Below are 18,340 nucleotides of genomic sequence, written 5' to 3' on the forward strand. Positions count from 1 at the left end.
GTTCCCTCTCGCGAAACAAGCGCATCTTGCTTGAGGTGATGGCGCGTCGTCTGCTTGCCGTCGCGCCGGGCAACCGAACGGTTCTCAGCAACAAGCGGAGGGGAAGCCATGTTTCAGAATCTGATCAAGATCGCCGCCGGGCTTGGCGTGGTCGCCTGCGCCCTCTTGCCCGCGACCGATGCTTCGGCCCAGGGCAAGCTTAAGGAAGTGCTGAGCCGCGGCAAGCTCGTCGTCGGCACCGGCAGCACCAATCCGCCCTGGCATTTCCGCAACGAGAAGGGCGAGCTCGTCGGCTTCGATATCGAGATTTCCAAGATCATCGCGCAGGGGCTGTTCGACGATCCCAACAAGATCGAGTTCGTCAACCAGGCGTCGGACGCCCGCATCCCGAACATCGTCACCGGAAAAGTCGATATCGCCTGCCAGTTCGTGACCGTGACGGCCGCCCGTGCCCAGCAGGTCGCCTTCACCGTGCCCTATTACCGCGAGGGCGTCAGCCTGATGCTGGTCGCCGGCGGTCCCTTCGCCGATTTTGCGGCGCTGAAGGCGGCGGGCTCCAAGGTCACGGTCTCGGTGCTGCAGAACGTCTTCGCGGAGAAGATGGTCCGGGATGCGCTGCCTGAGGCCAAGGTCGACCAGTTCGAGAGCGTCGACCTGATGTATCAGGCGCTGAACTCGGGCCGCTCCCAGGCTGCCGCCACCGACTCCTCGTCGCTGCGCTTTTACATGAAGCAGAACCCCGGCCGCTATGTGGATTCCGGCTACAGCTGGAACCCGCAGACCTATTCCTGCATCGTCAAGCAGGGCGATCCGGACTGGCTCAACTTCGTCAATGTGGCGCTGCGCGAGTCGATGACCGGCACGACCTTCCCGATCTACAAGGCCGCCTATGAGCGCTGGTTCGGCGAGACGCCGCCGGAGCCTAAGATTGGCTTCCCGCAGGAATTCCGCTGAGCTGCCTGATCGCTCCTCGTGGATTACTCGCTGCATTTCGGCGCCGTCTGGGCGAGCTTCGACAAGCTTCTGTCGGGGCTCGCCATCGGGCTGGCGCTTGCCGTCGTCGCCGTGGCGATCGGCACCGTGCTCGGCCTCCTATCGGCTTTCGCCAGCGTTGCGCCCTATCGGGCGCTGCGCAGTCTGTCGGCCCTCTATGTCGCGCTGATCCGCAACCTGCCGCTGCTCGTGCTGGTGCTGCTCGCCTACTTCGCCCTGCCCCAGGCCGGCATCACGCTCGACAAATACCAGAGCTTCGCCGGCGCGCTCGCCCTCTACTCCGGCGCCTATCTCACCGAGGTGTTCCGCGCCGGACTGGTCTCGGTGCCGAAAGGTGTGATCGAGGCGGCCCGCTCGATCGGTCTGACGCGGCTTCAGACCAATACCTCGGTGGTTGCGCCGATCATGCTGCGCAACGCCCTGCCCTCGCTCGGCAACACCTTCATCGGCATGTTTAAGGACTCGTCCATCGCCGCCGCCATCGCCGTGCCGGAACTCACCTTCGAGGCCCGCAAGATCAACGTCGACACGTTCCGCGTCATCGAAACCTGGACGGTGGCGAGCGGGCTCTACATCACCGCCTGCGTGGTCATCGCCATGCTGCTGCGTGGCCTCGAACGACGCTTCCCGAAGTTCTGAGCCGCCGATGCAAGCTTTCCTCGACCAGCTCTGGATCGCCCGCTTCGCGCTCTGCGACGGCTTCGTCCTCACCGTCGCGATCGCCGCCGCCTCGATCCTGTTCGGCACGCTGCTCGGCGGCCTCGTCGGCATCCAGCTTTCCTACGCACCCTGGTGGCTGAAGCTGCCGTTCCGGCTCTATGTCGACATCATGCGCGGCACGCCGGTGCTCGTCCTGATCCTCGCCGCCTTCTACGTCCCTTCCGTCGCGGGCCTGAGCCTGGGCCCGACGCAGGCGGGCATCCTCGCGCTGTCGCTTTTCGCGGGCGCCCATATCGGCGAATTGCTGCGCGGCTCCCTGCAGGCGATCCCGCCGGGCCAGGCCGAGGCAGGGCGCAGCATCGGCCTCACCTTCCCGCAGCTCCTCGCCTATGTGCTCCTGCCGCAGGCGGCGCGCAGCGCGCTTCCGCCGTGGATCAATACCGGCGTCGAGCTGATCAAGGGCTCGAGCCTGCTCTCGATGATCGGCGTCGGCGAACTCCTGCTCAAGACGCAGGAGATCATCGGCCGCAACTTCATGACCATCCAGTTCTATGTCTTCGCCGGCATCCTCTATCTGGCGATCAACATCGTGCTGGATCAACTGGGCAAGGCCATCGAACGGCGGGTCGGGCAGCACTGATGGACAAGAAACAGCCTCTCCTTGCGATCAGTGGCCTGACCAAGCATTTCGGGCCGCACGAAGTCCTGAAGGGCGTCGATCTCGACCTCCACCAGGGCGAGGTGGTCTCGATCATCGGCTCCAGCGGCTCGGGCAAGACGACGCTGCTGCGCTGCGTGAACCTGCTCGAGGAGTATCAGGGCGGCGACATCATTCTCGATGGCGAGACGATCGGCTACCGCTCCGCCGGGGGGCGGCGCCACCGGCTCGGGGACCGCGAGCTTTCGCGCCAGCGTGCGATGACCGGCATGGTCTTCCAGAGCTTCAACCTGTTTCCGCATCTCACCGCGGCCGGCAACGTGATGCTCGGCCTGCGCAAGGTGCTGAGGCTGCCGAAGACGGAAGCGCGAGCCATCGCGGAGAAGTGGCTGTCACGGGTCGGCCTCGCCGCGCGGGCGGACCATTTCCCCAGTCAGCTCTCCGGCGGCCAGCAGCAGCGCGTCGCGATCGCGCGGGCATTGGCGATGAACCCCAAGCTCGTACTGCTCGACGAGGTGACCTCGGCGCTCGACCCCGAACTGGTCCAGGAGGTCCTGAACACGGTGAAGAGCATCGCGGAGGACGGCGCGACGCTGCTGATCGTCACGCACGAGATGCGCTTCGCCCGGGACGTCTCGAACCGCGTCGTCTTCATGGAACAGGGGCGCATCGTCGAGGACGGCCCGCCCGCGCAGATCTTCGGCGCTCCGAAGAGCACCCGGCTTGCGGCGTTTCTGCGCAATACCCGGAGCTAGCGGTCGGCAAGGGAGCTGACAGGAAAACGCGCGCGGGTAGAAGCGCTGGCAGGTGACAGCGGCCACCAGAGCGCTGGTTCCGCCATAATGCATGGCACGGGCTCTCCGATGCCGGATGGACGACCTCAGGCCGCAGCAGCGTCCGCCGCCGGTGGCCAGCTATGGGTTTCACCCTTCCGGCGGGATGCCCAGGCATAAAGCGCGTCGTAGATGATGAAGCCGCGCCTCAGGACCTCATGATCGTCCGGAGACAAATCGCGCAGCCCCATCGAGATCGCCAGCAGCCCGGCCGATTGCGGCGTGAGATCGTGCCTGTCGGTATCGGCTCCGCGGACGATGGCTGCCACCGTGGCGATGGCCGCATCCTTGGCGAGATCGTGCTTCTCCACGAAGGCGTCGAAGCTGCATCCCTCGCCGACATGCGTGTATTCGACGCCGGGCACGTCATAGGGGATGGCTCCGGTTTCCTCGGCCACCTTCCGAACCTGGTCCGGCGGCACGAACAGGAATTCGGGTTCCTTGTCGATGAACCGCGTGATCAGCCAGGGACAGGCGATCCGATCGATGACGGGGCGTTCGCGTGTGACCCATTTCATGGCGTAGGCCTCCCTTCAGCGGTGGTGAGCGGAACGGTTGGGGCGCCGATGGCGTGCCAGGCGGCGATACCGCCCGCGAGCGCGTAAGCATCGAGGCCGCGACGGCGAAGTTCGGCGACGGCGTCGCCACTGACCTGGAAGCCGTAGACGCAGTAGGCGACGATCGGCTTACCCTTCGGCAATTCCCCGGCCCAATCGGCGATCTGTTCGGGCGCGCGCAGTTGCGCTCCCGGGATCATGTCGCCGCGCTTCGCCAGGTCATCCGCGAGGCAGACATCCAGCAGGACGAGATCGTCCTGACCCTGCAAGCGAGCCAGCAGGTCCTCTGCGGCAATGCTGTCTCCGGGAACAGCTGGTGCCGTCACGCCGATCATGCGGCCGTTCACGGCGCCTCTCCGGAAGCGGGCGCCAACCCGCTCCCAGTGGATGTTCTTCATGAAGGCATCGACATAGGCGCCGGCTTTCGCTCCGAAATCGATGTGATAGGCGTGCTCGTACATATCGAGCGCCATGATCGGGATGCTGCCGGCGAGGCAGTTCGTGTGATCCTGCCCCCATTGGATCATCAGGCGTTCGTGGCGTTCCGACCAGACCAGCAGAGTCCAGCCCGAGCCGCCTCCTTGAGCCTTCGCGCAGGCCGAGAATTTCGAGCGCCAGCCGGCGACGCTGCCGAATTCCCGCTCCAGCGCGAGGGCGAGGTCGCCCGCGGCATCGCCGCTGCCGCCGAGCCCGTCGAAATAGATCTCATGCAGGATCGCCGAATTGGCGGCGATAAGCTCTTCCCGCTTGAGACCGTTGATGTCGAAGACCGGAGCGTGGCCCCAGTCGAGCTCGTCGAGGCGGCGCTCGATGGCGTTGAGGCGTCGTACGGCACCTCCGTAATTGTTCTCGTAATGGCTCGCCAGAAGCCGCTCGGAGAGACCGTCAAGGCGCGGAGGCTTGAAGGGTAAGGGCATGATCCGATGCATGGCACGCTCTTTCGGGATACGCGACGGAAGTGGACGCTACGCCCGAATTGAAAATGATACAAATGTTGCTTTTTAAACTTGTAATGATACGGTCACGACATGAATCGTGATACAATCTTGGCTGAACAGCGCTGGCTTCTGTTGATCCATCAGTTGCCGAGCAAGCCGGCCTATTTCCGGGTGAAAATCTGGCGCCGACTGCAGGGCATCGGCGCCGTCGCGGTGAAGAGCACGGTCTATGCCCTGCCGGCGAATGTCGAGACGCAGGAGGATTTCGAGTGGCTGCTGAAGGAGATTATCGAAGGCGGCGGCGAGGCCATGATCTGCGAAGCGCGCCTCATCGACGGCCTGTCCGATGCCCAGGCGCGTGCGCTCTTCGATGCCGCTCGCGATGAAGACTACGAGGTGATCTCCAAGGAGGCGCGTTCCCTGTCAGGCCGTCTCGAGGAGGCGCCCCCCCCGGAAGGGGCCGCCGAGGTCCGTACGCAGATCAACCGCCTGCGCAAACGATTGGCGGATATCGCGGCCATCGATTTCTTCGCGGCCACGGGCCGTCTCGCGGCTGAAAGCCTGATCGCGGAGCTGGAGCGCAGGCTCGCAAAGGATAGCGCCATGACCGACACATCACCGGAAACGCCGCCGCAGACCGCGGCGGACTTCAAGGGACGCGTCTGGTTGACACGCAAGGGCGTGCATGTCGATCGCATCGCCTGTAGCTGGCTGATCCGCCGCTTCATCGACCCCAATGCTGTCATCCGCTTCGTCCCAGGCAAGGGATACGAGCCCGATCCCGGAGAGCTGCGCTTCGACATGTTCGAGGGCGAGATCACCCATGAAGGCGATCACTGCAGCTTCGAGGTTATGCTGACACGCATGGGGCTCTCCGATCCTGCGCTTCAGGCCATTGCCGAGATCGTCCACGACACCGATCTGAAGGACGGCAAGTTCGGGCGCGAGGAAACGGCAGGCATTGCGAGCTTGATTTCGGGCGTTTGCGCCGCCAACCCTCAGGACGAAGAACGCATTGCGCAAGGCGCAGCTGTCTTCGACAACCTCTACCAGTACTTCAGGTCGAAGCGCGGCTGACGGCCGGGGAACACCATGAGCAAGATCGAGACCCTCGACGCTGCGCCTTCCGCACCGAGCACAGCACCTGATCACGGGATTTCGTTCGGCGAGGCGTTGCGCGTCTGGGCGCGGGTCGCGGCGCTCAGCTTCGGCGGCCCGGCCGGGCAGATTGCGGTGATGCACCGCATTATCGTGGAGGAGAAGCGCTGGATCGGTGAGACGCGTTTCCTGCATGCGCTGAATTACTGCACGCTCCTGCCTGGCCCCGAGGCGCAGCAGCTGGCCGTCTACATCGGCTGGCTGATGCACAAGACGAAGGGCGGCCTCGTCGCCGGAACCCTGTTCGTGCTTCCCGGTCTCATCGCCATCATGGCGCTGAGCTGGATCTACGCCATCTTCGGCAATGTCGGGAGCGTGCAGGCCCTGTTCTTCGGTTTGAAGGCGGCGGTCCTGGCGATCGTGCTCGAAGCCGTGCTGCGGATCGGTCGGCGCTCCCTCAGAAACGGGGTGATGATCGGCCTCGCCGCAGCCGCCTTCCTCGCGCTGGCGCTGTTCCAGGCGCCCTTCCCGCTCGTCATTCTGGTGGCCGGCTTGATCGGCTATATCGGCGGCCGCGCCGGCTGGCCCGCCTTCCAGGTGGGAGGCGGCCATGGCAAGGCCGGGGGCAAGCAGGTCGCCGACATCGATTCAGCGCTTGGCGAAGGCATTCCGGCGCATGCCAGGCCGCCGCTGAACTGGTCGCTGAAGGTCGCCGCCATCGGCTTCTTCCTCTGGTTCGCTCCGGTCATCGCCTTGCTGGCGACGCTCGGCCGAGGCGACGTGTTCACCGAGATTTCCATCTTCTTTTCGAAGATGGCGATGGTGACCTTCGGCGGCGCCTATTCGGTCCTGTCCTATGTCGCCCAGCAGGCGGTCGAGCACTATGGCTGGCTGAAGCCGGGCGAAATGCTGGACGGCCTCGGCATGGCCGAGACCACGCCCGGTCCGCTGATCATGGTCACGCAATTCGTCGGCTTCATGGGCGCCTATCGCGCGCCGGGATCGCTGACCCCGCTGCTGGCCGGCACGCTCGGCGGCTTGCTGACGACCTGGGTAACCTTCGTTCCCTGCTTCCTCTGGATCTTCCTGGGCGCTCCGTTCATGGAGACGATGCGCAACAACAGGGCTCTTTCCGCCGCTCTCGGGGCGATCACGGCCGCCATCGTCGGCGTGATCCTGAACCTGTCGATCTGGTTCTCGTTGCATGTCCTGTTCGCCGAGGTCCGGCAAATCCGCATCTATGGCATGCAGCTCGACGTGCCCGTGCTGAGCACGGTCAACCTCGCCTCGCTGGTGCTGACGCTGGCCGCGATAATCGCGGTGTTCCGCTTCAAGGTGGGGATGATCAAGGTCATCGCCGCGTGTTCGCTTGCTGGGCTTCTCTACGGAATGTTGCACGGTCTCGCTTGATCGCGATATTGCCCGCTGACCCGATCGAACCCGCCGGACGGCATCCGGGGAATGCCAGAAAGACGTCCGGTCGTCGGGGCGAGGCTCAAGCGCAAATCCGACCTCTTCCGCGACCAGCCCCAGTCGCAGCGGCTGGACGATTCATTGACGGCGGTCCGGGCCAGCCCATCGGAGCGCGCTGCGCAAGGGCATGCCCGCTTGCGCTCCCCGCGCAAGACAGGAGAGGGCAGCGGCACTGCAGCCAATGTCGAGCGTCCGCTGCAGATCCAGGCCTTCATCGAGAGCAGCCGCGACCGCGCCGACGAAGGTATCGCCGGCGCCGGTCGTGTCGACCGGCTCGATGCGCGGGGCGGCTGCATGCAGCCTCTCGCCTTCCGGCGTATGGCCATAGGCTCCTTTGGCACCGGCCGTGACGATGCAGCGCGTCGCGGTGCCCGCGATCAGGCCTGCGATCTCGCCGCCCGGATGTCCGAGGGCGGCGGCGATATCGGCGGCCTCGTGTTCGTTGACGATCAGGACATCGCTCGCGGCAAGGAGCGCCCCCGCATCGGCCGCCGGGAAGCCGTCCGGCACCGGCGCGCAGTTCCAGATGACGCGCCCGCCCGATTTCCGGACGCGCCGCGCAAGCGCCAGCGACTGCGCGAAGGGAACCTCCATCTGGAGCACGAGCAGCGTATCGGCGCCTAGCAGCGCCTCCGGCACATCGTCCGCACCCGGTTCGAGATTGGCGCCGCTGGCAACGGTGATCGCGTTTTCTGCGCGCGCATCGACCGTGATGAAGGCACAGCCGGTCGGGTTCGCACCGATGCGGACCAGATCGACGGCGACGCCGTTGCGAGCGAGGTTGTCGATCGATTCCCGGCCAAAGCCGTCATCACCGACGCAGGCCGCCATGGCGACTCGGCCCGGCGCCGCGAGGCGCGCGGCGGCCACGGCCTGATTGGCGCCCTTGCCGCCGAAATGGCGTTCATAGGATGGCGCGAGCACCGTCTTGCCGGGTCCCGGAATGGTCGCGACCCGCGCGACCAAATCGACATTGATCGATCCGAAGACCAGGATCATCGGGCCCTACCCTCGTTTCAGCCTTCGGCATCCATCTGGTGCAGCTTCTCGACCCGACGGCGGAAATCCTCGTCGGTCGAGAACTCGGCGGAGAGATAGGACGAAATCAGGTCGCTGGCGAGCCAGGGACCAACGATCTTCGCACCGATGCACATGACGTTGACGTCGTCATGCTCGACGCTCTGATGCGCGGAATGGATGTCGTGGCAGACCGCCGCCCGGATGCCTTTCATCTTGTTGGCGGCGATCGAGGCGCCGACGCCGGTGCCGCAGACCATGATGCCGCGCTGCGCCTCGCCGGACGTGACCTTGCGGGCGACCTCGCGGGCGATATCGGGGAAATCGACCGGCTTGTCGTCATGGGAGCCGACATCGACGACCTCATGGCCCAGCGATTTGATGTGGTCGATGACGTGCTGCTTGAGGGACCAGCCGGCATGGTCGGAGCCGATAACGAGACGCATGAGATGTCCTGTTGGTTGGAGCGAAGCGCCGGCGCCCTTGTCGGACGCCGGCGAGGAATGGATCAGCCGCGCATGTTCGCGGGCAGTTCGGTGCCGTGGAACTTCTTGTAGATCGCGTTGAGCTTGCCGTTCTTGAGGTTCTGCTCGACCCAGGCGTCGAGCTTCTCCAGAAGCTTCGGCTCGCCCTTCTTCACGCCGATGGCGAGATCGAAATTGGTGATCGAGACCTTGGGCTCGAAGGGCCGCGCCGGCGCCTTGACGCCGATCTGCGAGACGATCGTCGCCGAGGTGGCGACACAGTCGGCCTGGCCGGAGATGGCGGCTGTGACCATCGTCGCATCGTCCTCGAAGCGGGCGAGCTTGAGGTCGCGCTCCTTCATGTTGGTCAGCGTCGTGTCCTGCGTCGTGCCGCGCGAGACAGCGATCGTCTTGCCCTTCAGATCGTCCCAGCTCTTCACCTCGAGCGACTTCAGGCAGCCCACCACCGACTGCAAGGCCGCATAGGGTTTGGAGAAGTCGATGACCTTGGCTCGCTCGGGCGTCACAGACAGCGTCGAGATGATGATGTCGGCCTTGTTGGTCTGGACGTTGGGGATGCGGGTCGCACCGGTCGTCTGCACGAATTCGAGCTGCAGGCCCCAATCCTTGGCGAGCAGCTCGGCGGTCTCGACATCCGAGCCCGTCGGCTTCATGGCGCCGTCGATCATGCCGGATGGCGGGATCGCGAGGTCAGTCGCAATGCGGATCTTGCCTGCCTTCATGACGTCGTCGAGCATGTCGGCGCGCGCGGCCTGGCCGGCACAGGCGAGCGCCGTCGTGCAGAGCAAGGCAATCGTGAGAAAGCGTTTCATCCTTGGTTTTCCTTCCCTTTTGGTCGTTAGAGCCCGGTTCCGACGAACTGGGCGAGTTCCGGCGTGGCCGGTGCCGACAGGATCGAGGCACTTCCGGCCTCGTGAACCCTGCCCGCGTGCATGAACACCACCTGATCGGCGATGCCCCGTGCGAACCCCATCTCATGGGTGACCATGACCATGGTCATGCCGTCCGCGGCGAGCTGCTCGATGACCTTGAGCACCTCGCCGGTCAGCTCCGGATCGAGCGCGGAGGTGACCTCGTCGAACAGCATCACCTTGGGCTGCATGGCGAGCGAGCGGGCGATCGCCGCGCGCTGCTGTTGTCCGCCGGAAAGCTGCTCAGGATAGGCGTCGAGCTTTTCGGACAAGCCCACCTTCGCCAGCATCGCCTTGGCGAGCTGGCGCGCCTCGGCCTTCTTCATGCCCTTCACCGAAACCGGCGCGAGCGTGATGTTCTGCTCGATGGTGAGATGCGGAAACAGGTTGTAGCTCTGGAAGACGATGCCGACATCCTGCCTCAGCGCCCTGAGGTCGATATCGGCCGCGTCGACGCGGTGGTCGCAGACGCGGATCTCGCCTGAATCGATCTTCTCGAAGCGGTCGATGCAGCGCAGCGCCGTGCTCTTGCCGGAGCCGGAGCGGCCGATCAGAACCAGCACTTCGCCCCGTTCGACGGTGAAGCTAACCCCGTCCAGTACCTTGAGCGCGCCGAAGCTCTTATGGACCTTGTCGAGCGCGACGATGGGGCGATCGACGATGATGCGTTCGGCGATGAGAAGTCGTTCCTGGCTCATGGCTTTCAAATCTCGTCAGGCCGGCATCAGCTTCGCGCGGCCGACGCCCATGCGGCGTTCGAGACGCCGGCTGAGGAGCGAGATCGGGAAGCAGAGCGCGAAGTAGATCAGGGCGATGATCGCGTAGATCAGGAAGGGCTCGAACAATGAGTTGTTGATGATCTGGCCGGAGCGGGCGAGCTCGACGAAGCCGACGACCGAGGCCAGCGAGGTGTTCTTGATGATCTGCACCATGAAGCCGACGGTCGGCGGCGTCGCGATCCGCATGGCCTGGGGCAGGATGACCTTGAGCATCCGCTGGGTGCGGCTCAGGCCCAACCCCTCGGCCGCCTCCCATTGCGGGCGCGGCACCGCCTGGATACAGCCGCGCCAGATCTCGCCGAAATAGGCGCCGACATAGATGGTCAGCGAGGCGCCGGCAGCCCAGAGCGGCGTGATCCGGAAGCCGAGCGCCGAAAGCCCGAAATAGCCGAGGAACATGATCACCAGCAGCGGCGTGCCCTGGATGAGCTGCACATAGGCGCCGCTGAGCAGGCGAACGGCCTTGCTTGGCGAAACGCGGGCGAGCGCTATGAGGAAGCCGACGAGGCCGCCGCCGATCAGCGCGATCGCCGACAGCCCGATCGTCCAGAGCGCGCCCTGGCCGAGGAAGAGGAGATGGTTCGCGTTGAGGGAGCCGCCCATCATCGACCTCTAGAGCGACGTGCCGAGGCGCCGGCGGCGCGGGAAGAGCACGAGCCCCAGCGCCCAGAAGGCGGCGCGCAGGACAAGCGAGAGCGCGATGTAGCCGAGCGCCACGAGGATATAGGTCTCGAAGGCGCGATAGGTGTCGGACTGCACGTAGTTGGCGACCGCGGTCAGCTCCTCCGCCGAGATCTGGGAAGTGACCGAGGAAGCCAGCATCAGCAGCACGAACTGGCTGGTCAGCGACGGATAGACCTTCTCGATCGCCGGCAGCAGGATGACGTGCCAGTAGATCTGGACGCGCGAGAGGGCGAGGCCTTCGGCTGCCTCGATCTGGCCGGGTGGGATCGCCTCGAAGCCGGCCCGCATGATCTCGGCGGTATAGGCGCCGACATTGATGGCGAGCGCGGCTGCCGCGACCGAGAAGGCCGAGAATTTGAAGCCGATGCTGGCAAGGCCGAAATAGACCAGGAAGATCTGGACCAGCAGCGGCGTGTTGCGGATCGTCTCGACATAACCCGCGCAGAGCCCGGCGATGAAGCGGTTGCTGCTGCCGCGGCCGATGGCGCAGAACGTGCCAATCGCGCCRCCGATCAGGATCGCCATGAAGGCGAGCTGCAGCGTCATCACCGCACCGTCGAGGAAGAGCGGCCAGCGCTCCAGAACGACGGAGAAGTCGAGGTCGAGACCCATCGCCGCCGTCAGGCCCGGTTCGTCATGCGGTCATAGACGCGGAACAGCGCCTGGTTGCCGTTGCCGCCTTCGCCATGGGCGCGCGCCTCGATGTACTGGCTGGTCACGAGCGCGGTGCCCGGCAGCGGCACGGAAAGCGCCTGGGCCTGCTCCTGCACGAGGCGCAGATCCTTCAGCATCAAGTCGATGCGGAAGCCCGCCCCGGCATCGCCCGCGATCATCGCGGGGCCGAGCTTGTCAAGCATCCAGGACGCGGCCGAGCCGCCGAGCAGCACGGTGCGCATCTGCTCGAGATCGACGCCGGAGGCCCGGCCGAGCGCGAGCGCCTCGCAGACCGCCTGGATGTTGATGCCGCAGATCAACTGGTTGCAGAGCTTGACCGCCTGGCCGGCGCCGGGGGCGCCGACATGGGTGATGGTCGTGCCCATGCCCCGGAAAAACGGCTCGGCCCTGGTAAAGGCTGCCGCCTCGCCGCCGGCCATGATGGTGAGCGACGCGTTCTTGGCGCCGAGTGGACCGCCCGAAACCGGCGCGTCGATGAAATCGGTGCCGGCAGCCTTGAGATCGGCATGCATTCGGCGGACAGCCACCGGCGATATCGTGCTCATATCGACGATCAGGCGCCCGCGCGGCGGCGAAGCCAGGAGCCCCCCTTCGCCATAGATGACGTCCTCGACCTGGGGCGTGTCGGGAAGCATGGTAATCGCGATATCGGCGGCGGCTGCCGCATCCGCCGGGCTCTTCGCCGGCTTCGCGCCCTCCGCCACCAACACGGCGACCGCATCGCCGATGATGTCGAAAACGGTCACCGGGTGCCCCGCCTTCATAAGGTTGCGCGCCATCTCGCGCCCCATCGTGCCGAGGCCGATGAAGCCGACGCTGCCTTTTTCGTTCCCTGCCATGCTCTGTTCTCTCGGCATCTTTCTGGTGAATGCGGAGCCTTCAGGCTCCCTGCGCGCTCAGCGTCTCCGGCCTGTCGCCCTCGCCGGTCACGGCACGGCGCCGGTATTCGTCGCCGATCGCGAAATGGCGCCGCAGCGTCACCTCGGCACGATCGGGATCGCGCCCGACGATGGTGTCGAAGGCGCGCTTGTGATCGTCGATCAGGTAGCTCTTCATCGAGCTGAACTGCTGGACGAGCTCGCGGCGGCTGCGATGCGAGCGCGCCAGCAGCGTCGACATGGATTCATGGAGCACGGCGAGCGTCGGCGACCGCGACGCCAGCACGATGGCGCGATGGAACTCGAAATCGGCAGCGCCGCCCRCATCGGCATCGTCGATCGTCTCGCCGATCCGGACCAGCGCGCGCTGCAGTCGCTCGAAATCCGCGATGGTGGCGCGCTCGCAGGCCAGGCGCACGGCTTGGCACTCGATCGCGATGCGTGCCTCCATCACGTCGTCGATGAGGTCAGCCTGCTGGGCCAACGCCAGCGTGAAGAAGTCCTTCAGCATCGAGGCATCCGGCCGCTTCACGATCGTGCCGACGCGCTCGCGGATCTCGACGATGCCGAGCATGTGCAGCGCGCGCAGCGCCTCGCGCACGATCGGCCGGCTGACGCCGAGCTGCGTGGCCAGTTCGCGTTCGGCCATGAGCCGTTCGCCCTGCTTCAGCGTGCCGTCGAGCAGCCGCTCCCGCAGATAGGCGAAGACCCGCTCGAACCCCGACGCGCTGTCGGCATCTTGAGCATCCATCCCTGAAACCATTCTTCTTCTGTTCTGGTAAGACCAGTACGATGACCAGAAAGAAAGGTCAATTGGGGGTGCAAACGAACCGGAGATCATGCCTGGGAGAGGCTCGCGGGCGGTGCCGTAGAGACATGGTGCCGGCATCGAACCAAGAACAGCGTCGGCGCTGATCCGCTGGCCGCGCTTCTCCCCGCCGCGCAATCGGGGACAACGCCGGCCCGAGAGTACCCGCGCATCGGCGTTTGAACCGGACGCGAGGATGCCGATGCCCCCCTTCTTAGGCCGATAGCCATGACCAAGGGCGGCCGACACCTCAGGTCAAGCCGCTGCTGCTGACGCCCTCCGCGATGCATGTGTCGTACGAACAAAGCCGATAACGGCAGTGCCGGCGCGAAAATAACGATACCACGAACCGGAAATCTGCTTTTAGATTTGCCAGCAAATTATACTTCGGCCCATCGATTATTCCATTTTATTCTTTAGATTTCTGGAATATGCGTCACATTCATGCAGCATCGCGTCGATAGGACGTCCGCGCGCATCGCTTTTGTTTCCGGAAGCCGCGATCGCGCGCCTGGAGCCCCCCTGGCCCCTTCCGGCACGTTGAAAGCCATGGCATCGGTCACTCAGCTTCGCGCATTCCACTTCGTCGCGACGGCGGGCGGCTATTCACAGGCCGCGCGGGAGATGGCGGTCAGCCAATCGACCTTGTCCGGTCAGGTGCGGCAGCTGGAGGCGATCTCCGGCGTCGTATTGTTCGAGCGCGGGCCGCGCGGCGCCACGCTGACGGCCGATGGCGAGGCGCTCTATGAAGTCACCTCTCGCCTGTTTTCGGCCTTCACGGAGGCCGGGCGGATGCTCAAGAGCCGCAAGGCCGACGGCGGACGCCTGCGTCTGGCCTCGGACGGCACCGTCCACTTGCTGCCGATCCTGGGCGCCCTACGCCGGCGCCGGCCCAAGCTTGTCTTCTCGATTCAGCTCCACAACTCCGACGGCGTGATCGAGCAGATCACGCAATACCGCGCCGATGTCGGCGTCACCGGGCAGATGCCGACGGATAGCCGCTTCCATGTTCGGCCGCTGGCTACGATGAAGCTCGGGGTGTTCCTGCCGAAGAGCCATTCCTGGGCTCAGCGGGAATCGGTTTCCATCCGGGATCTGCAGGACCTCCCCTTCGTGCTGCGCGAGCGTGGCTCGCGCACGCGCGAGGTCTTCGAGCAGAATCTGGCTGCCTGCGGCGTCACGCTCGGCGACATCATCGAGGTGTCGACGCGAGACGGCGTGCGCGAAACGGTCGCCGCCGGCTTCGGCATGGGCGCGATCGCCGATCTCGAATTCGGCTTCGACACGCGGCTGCATTTCCTGCCGCTGCGCGACCCGTGCATCGCGATCAACGAATACGTCGTCTGCCTCGAAGAGCGCCGGCGCGCTCCGATGATCGCCGAGTTCTTCCGCTGCGCTGGCGACGCGTTCGAGCAGCCATCAGGACGGTTCAGTCCCGAGGCCGCCTGACGACCGCGCCAACGCGGGCGCGGTGCGTCTCCGCGGACCTCAATCGTAGCGGAAGGCCCGCGCGAGCTGATCCTCGATCGGCTTGACGATATAGGCGAGCGCAGTGCGCGAACCGGTCTGAATAAAGGTCTCCACCGGCATGCCGGGCAGCAGGCTCTTGCCGCCGAGGCGGTCGATCTCCGGGCGATCGAGCGCGACGCGCGCCGTATAGAACGACACGCCGGATTGCTGGTCCGTGCTCGCATCGGCCGAGACATGGATCAGCCGCCCCTTGAGGTCCGGCGTGGTGGCGCTGTCGAAGGCCGGAAAGCGCAGCATCGCCGCCTGCCCTATCCGCAGCCGATCGATCAATGCCGGCTCGACCCGCGCCTCGACGATGAGTCCGTCGGCCTCCGGCACGATCAGCATGACCTGTTCGGCTGGGCCGATGACGCCGCCGATCGTGTGCACGGTCTGCTGATGGACGACACCATCTTGCGGCGCGCGCATCTCGATCCGCTCGAGCTGATCGCGCGCGGCGACGCGGCGCTCCGACAGATCGGCGATCTTGCCGTCGACATCGCGCAGTTCGGTCGTGACCTCGCGGCGCAGATCCTCGTCGATCTGGACGATCTGCAATTCGATCTCGGCAATGCGGCCTTTGACCCGTGCCGTGTCGGAGGTGAGGCTGCCCCGCTCGCCGATGAGGCGCGAGGCTTCGCGCTGGAGCGAGGTCAGGCGCGAGAGCGCGACGAGGTTCTGGTCGTACAGCTTCTGCACGCCCTCGAGTTCCTGCTCGATCAGCATGGCCTGCGCCCGCCGGGCTTCGATCTGGGACGACAAGCCCTTGATTTCCTCATGCGACTGCGCGATCCGCTCGCGCAGCTGGGAGCGCTGGACATCGGCCGCGGCGCGGCGGGTGCGGAAAAGCCTCAGCTCGCCGGCAACCGCCCGGATCACGCCCGGATCGCCCGCCCTGTCACGCAACTCCTGAACCAGCACCAAATCGGAGTGGCCCTCGCGCTCGGCCTCCAACCGCGCCTTGCGCGCCTGGAAACGGATGAGTTCGATCTCGATCAGCGCAAGGCTCGCCCTGGCATTGGTTTCGTCCAGGCGCACCAGCACGTCGCCGGCCTTGACGCGGTCGCCATCCTTGACCCGAATCTCCGCGACGACGCCTCCGGATGGGTGCTGCACGCGCCGGACATTGCTCTCGACGACGACCTTGCCCGAGGCGATCACCGCGCCCGAAAGCGGCGCGGTCGCCGCCCACAGCCCGACAGTGCCCAGCAGCACGGCGATGGTCGCGACCCCGAACAGCGTCGCACGCCGGATGTCGCGGCGAGGATCGGCACGCCGCCCCTCGGCCCCGGCCATGCTCGAAGACGGCTGCCCGCCGGACCTGTTCTCGTTAACCGCGCGCATCGGCCGCCACTGCAATTCGGGGATGGGACGGGTTCGGCCCGGCCGAGCCTGGTTTCGCCGCAAGGCTCTTGCGCAGCACCTCCTCCTTCGGCCCAAAGGCCTGCACCTGGCCGTCTGCCAGGATCAGGACGAGGTCGATGCCCGCCAGCGCCGAGGGGCGATGGGCGATGACGACCACGATGCCTCCGCGGGCGCGCACACCGGCGATCGCGGCGGTGAGAGCGGCGTCGCCATCCGCATCGAGGCTGGCATTGGGCTCGTCGAGCACGACGAGGAAGGGATCGCGATACAGCGCACGAGCAAGGGCGATGCGTTGCCGCTGACCGCCGGACAGGACACCGCCGGCCTCGCCGATCGGTGTCTCGAAACCTTTCGGGAGTCCGAGGATGAGGTCATAGGCGCCGGCGGCCCTGGCGGCGCCGCGGACGGCCTCCTCCGTCATCGCAGGGTCGAAGCGGGCGATATTCTCCGCAATGGTCCCGGCGAAGAGCTGCACATCCTGCGGCACATAGCCGATGATCGCGCCGCGCTCCTCCTCCGGCCACTGGTCGAGCGTCGCGCCGTCGAGGCGCAAGGACCCGCGCAGCACCGGCCAGACGCCGACCAGCGCCCGCGCGAGCGTGGACTTTCCGGAGGCGGACGGGCCGATCACGGCCAGTCCCTGTCCCGCCTGCAGCGTGAGACCGATCTCCTTGACGGTCGGTGTCGGGCTGCCGGGAGGCGCTACAAAGACCTGCTCCAGCGTGACCCGCTGCGTCGGACGCTCGGGCGAGACCGCGAGTGCCACAGGCGCTTCGCCGAGCGCCGAATGAAGCCGACGCCAGGCCTGGCGCGCACCGATGAAGGGTCGCCAGCTACCGATCGCGAGCTCGATCGGCGCCAGCGCACGGCTGCTCAGCACCGAGGAGGCGATCATCACGCCGGACGAGGCCTGATCGTGCATCACCAGCCAGGCGCCGACGCCGAGCATGGCGGATTGCAGCATGTAGCGAATGACCTTCGAGATGCCGCCGAGCCCACTGGTGATATCGGAAGCCCTGAGGCTGGCCGCGACGTGCCGGTCATTGGTCCGCTCGAACAGCCGGCCGATCCGCCCGTTCATCCCGAGCGCCGTCACTGCCTCCGCATTGCGGCGCGCGGCCTCGATCAGGGCGGCGCGCTCCCCGGACGAGCGGGCGACGTCGGCGCTCGGCCGCCGCGACAGCACTTCGGTCAGAAGCGCGAGCACGATCAGGATCGCCGCGCCGGCCACCAGCGTCCAGCCGAGATAGGGATGCAGCACGAAGCACAGCGCGCCATAGAGCGGGATCCAGGGCAGATCGAACAGCGTGGTCGGCCCCAGCCCGGACAGAAAGCCACGGACGCTGTCGAGATCGCGCGACAGCTGGCTGCCGCCCGGAGCGCCCCGCAGCTGTCCGCCAAGGATGGCGCCGAGCACCGGTCCGCCGAGCTGACGGTCGAGCTCGACACCGACACGGCTCAGAATGCGCTGGCGCAGCCAGTCGAACAGACCGAGCAGGATGTAGAGCGCAGCGACGATCAGTGAGAGGGCGACTAGCGTAGGCACGCTGCGCGAAGGCAGCACCCGGTCATAGACCTGCAACATGTAGAGCGAGCCCGTCAGCATCAGCACGTTGACGAGGGCGGAAAACAACGCCACCGCGAGGAAAGCGGAACGGCACGAGGCCAAAGCCTCGCTGGCAGCATTCTTGGATGATTTTGGGAGCAACGGCGAGTTTCCCTGACGCAAAGCAACCGGAAGAGCCGCTTGCGGGCAGAATCCGCGGCAGCCCCCGAAACCGTATGTCGGCGAGCCCGCCTGCCCACCAACCGAGCCTGCGCTCGACGATCGGCCGCAGCGATAGGAGGACGAGATGACAGCTCGGTGAAACCACCGGGGCGGCAGGCCATCGAAAATGCCCATACCCCCCATCGATGAATTGGATTCGTGCGCCCCCCCGCCCTGCCTTAGCCTGAGGTACGGGCATGGACTTCGCGGCCCGTCATGAACGGCGATCGGCTATCGACGCTCCTTGTTCT

19 protein-coding genes are annotated in these 18,340 nt (G+C 65.9%); 7 read left to right on the plus strand and 12 right to left on the minus strand.

The annotated features are described in order from the left end of the window. The first annotated feature begins 108 nt into the window (after positions 1 to 108). The 4 genes from AC1DDA_RS08590 to AC1DDA_RS08605 are packed head-to-tail and all read left to right on the plus strand — an operon-like array spanning position 109 to position 3,066. A complete protein-coding gene (locus tag AC1DDA_RS08590; RefSeq protein WP_476795442.1) occupies positions 109 to 954 on the plus strand; it encodes a transporter substrate-binding domain-containing protein in 846 nt (281 codons plus the stop codon). Positions 955 to 972: 18 nt separating this feature from the next. Next, on the plus strand, positions 973 to 1,632 hold the full coding sequence (locus AC1DDA_RS08595; protein WP_476795443.1) for an amino acid ABC transporter permease: 660 nt from the start codon (positions 973 to 975) through the stop codon (positions 1,630 to 1,632). A gap of 7 nt (positions 1,633 to 1,639) precedes the next feature. After that, the gene (locus tag AC1DDA_RS08600; protein WP_476795444.1) at positions 1,640 to 2,293 is read left to right on the plus strand and encodes an amino acid ABC transporter permease; all 654 of its coding nucleotides are present in this window, start codon (positions 1,640 to 1,642) and stop codon (positions 2,291 to 2,293) included. After that, positions 2,293 to 3,066 (plus strand): amino acid ABC transporter ATP-binding protein, encoded by a 774-nt coding sequence (locus AC1DDA_RS08605; protein WP_476795445.1) that lies wholly within the window; start codon positions 2,293 to 2,295, stop codon positions 3,064 to 3,066. Before AC1DDA_RS08600 ends, AC1DDA_RS08605 begins: the two co-directional genes overlap by 1 nt. Before the next feature lie 125 nt (positions 3,067 to 3,191). Here AC1DDA_RS08605 and AC1DDA_RS08610 read toward each other — a convergent pair whose 3' ends face one another. Both AC1DDA_RS08610 and AC1DDA_RS08615 read right to left on the minus strand, forming a co-directional pair. Continuing rightward, positions 3,192 to 3,662: a chromate resistance protein ChrB domain-containing protein gene (locus AC1DDA_RS08610; RefSeq protein ID WP_476795446.1), complete on the minus strand. Its 471-nt coding sequence runs from the start codon at positions 3,660 to 3,662 to the stop codon at positions 3,192 to 3,194. Beyond that, complete coding sequence (locus tag AC1DDA_RS08615; RefSeq protein ID WP_476795447.1) at positions 3,659 to 4,630, minus strand: Fe-Mn family superoxide dismutase; 972 nt, start codon at positions 4,628 to 4,630, stop codon at positions 3,659 to 3,661. Before AC1DDA_RS08615 ends, AC1DDA_RS08610 begins: the two co-directional genes overlap by 4 nt. A gap of 99 nt (positions 4,631 to 4,729) precedes the next feature. Here AC1DDA_RS08615 and AC1DDA_RS08620 point away from each other — a divergent pair, with 99 nt between their 5' ends. Then, positions 4,730 to 5,716 (plus strand): chromate resistance protein ChrB domain-containing protein, encoded by a 987-nt coding sequence (locus AC1DDA_RS08620; protein ID WP_476795448.1) that lies wholly within the window; start codon positions 4,730 to 4,732, stop codon positions 5,714 to 5,716. Between the two features lie 15 nt (positions 5,717 to 5,731). Then, positions 5,732 to 7,147 carry a chromate efflux transporter gene (gene chrA / locus AC1DDA_RS08625; protein WP_476795449.1) on the plus strand — a complete coding sequence of 472 codons (1,416 nt, stop codon included), beginning with the start codon at positions 5,732 to 5,734 and terminating at the stop codon, positions 7,145 to 7,147. Between the two features lie 141 nt (positions 7,148 to 7,288). On the opposite strand, the gene AC1DDA_RS08630 is transcribed toward chrA, so the two are convergent. The 8 genes from AC1DDA_RS08630 to AC1DDA_RS08665 form a co-directional block, all read right to left on the minus strand. After that, positions 7,289 to 8,209 (minus strand): ribokinase, encoded by a 921-nt coding sequence (locus AC1DDA_RS08630; protein ID WP_476795450.1) that lies wholly within the window; start codon positions 8,207 to 8,209, stop codon positions 7,289 to 7,291. Between the two features lie 17 nt (positions 8,210 to 8,226). Next, entirely contained in the window at positions 8,227 to 8,673 is a 447-nt protein-coding gene (gene rpiB / locus AC1DDA_RS08635; protein WP_441512569.1) for a ribose 5-phosphate isomerase B, read from the minus strand. A gap of 62 nt (positions 8,674 to 8,735) precedes the next feature. Continuing rightward, a complete protein-coding gene (locus AC1DDA_RS08640; RefSeq protein WP_441512570.1) occupies positions 8,736 to 9,524 on the minus strand; it encodes a transporter substrate-binding domain-containing protein in 789 nt (262 codons plus the stop codon). Between the two features lie 26 nt (positions 9,525 to 9,550). Further along, on the minus strand, positions 9,551 to 10,321 hold the full coding sequence (locus AC1DDA_RS08645) for an amino acid ABC transporter ATP-binding protein (RefSeq protein ID WP_476795451.1): 771 nt from the start codon (positions 10,319 to 10,321) through the stop codon (positions 9,551 to 9,553). Positions 10,322 to 10,336: 15 nt separating this feature from the next. Next, positions 10,337 to 11,005, minus strand: coding sequence for an amino acid ABC transporter permease (locus AC1DDA_RS08650; protein ID WP_476795452.1), 669 nt, complete (start codon positions 11,003 to 11,005; stop codon positions 10,337 to 10,339). A gap of 9 nt (positions 11,006 to 11,014) precedes the next feature. Then, positions 11,015 to 11,698, minus strand: a complete 684-nt coding sequence (locus tag AC1DDA_RS08655) for an amino acid ABC transporter permease (RefSeq protein WP_476795453.1) — start codon at positions 11,696 to 11,698, stop codon at positions 11,015 to 11,017. An 8-nt stretch (positions 11,699 to 11,706) separates the two neighbouring features. Beyond that, on the minus strand, positions 11,707 to 12,600 hold the full coding sequence (locus tag AC1DDA_RS08660; protein ID WP_476795454.1) for an NAD(P)-dependent oxidoreductase: 894 nt from the start codon (positions 12,598 to 12,600) through the stop codon (positions 11,707 to 11,709). A 40-nt stretch (positions 12,601 to 12,640) separates the two neighbouring features. Next, positions 12,641 to 13,390, minus strand: coding sequence for a FadR/GntR family transcriptional regulator (locus AC1DDA_RS08665; RefSeq protein WP_476795455.1), 750 nt, complete (start codon positions 13,388 to 13,390; stop codon positions 12,641 to 12,643). 606 nt (positions 13,391 to 13,996) lie between these two features. On the opposite strand from AC1DDA_RS08665, the gene AC1DDA_RS08670 reads away from it, so the two are divergent. Then, the gene (locus AC1DDA_RS08670) at positions 13,997 to 14,896 is read left to right on the plus strand and encodes a LysR family transcriptional regulator (RefSeq protein ID WP_476795456.1); all 900 of its coding nucleotides are present in this window, start codon (positions 13,997 to 13,999) and stop codon (positions 14,894 to 14,896) included. Between the two features lie 39 nt (positions 14,897 to 14,935). Here AC1DDA_RS08670 and AC1DDA_RS08675 read toward each other — a convergent pair whose 3' ends face one another. Then, on the minus strand, positions 14,936 to 16,300 hold the full coding sequence (locus tag AC1DDA_RS08675; RefSeq protein WP_441512576.1) for an HlyD family type I secretion periplasmic adaptor subunit: 1,365 nt from the start codon (positions 16,298 to 16,300) through the stop codon (positions 14,936 to 14,938). Then, positions 16,287 to 18,029 (minus strand): type I secretion system permease/ATPase, encoded by a 1,743-nt coding sequence (locus AC1DDA_RS08680; RefSeq protein WP_476795457.1) that lies wholly within the window; start codon positions 18,027 to 18,029, stop codon positions 16,287 to 16,289. The genes AC1DDA_RS08675 and AC1DDA_RS08680 overlap by 14 nt, the downstream gene beginning before the upstream one ends. Positions 18,030 to 18,340: the final 311 nt, after the last annotated feature.

It is taken from the genome of Allobosea sp. 10N428 (genome assembly GCF_056394545.1).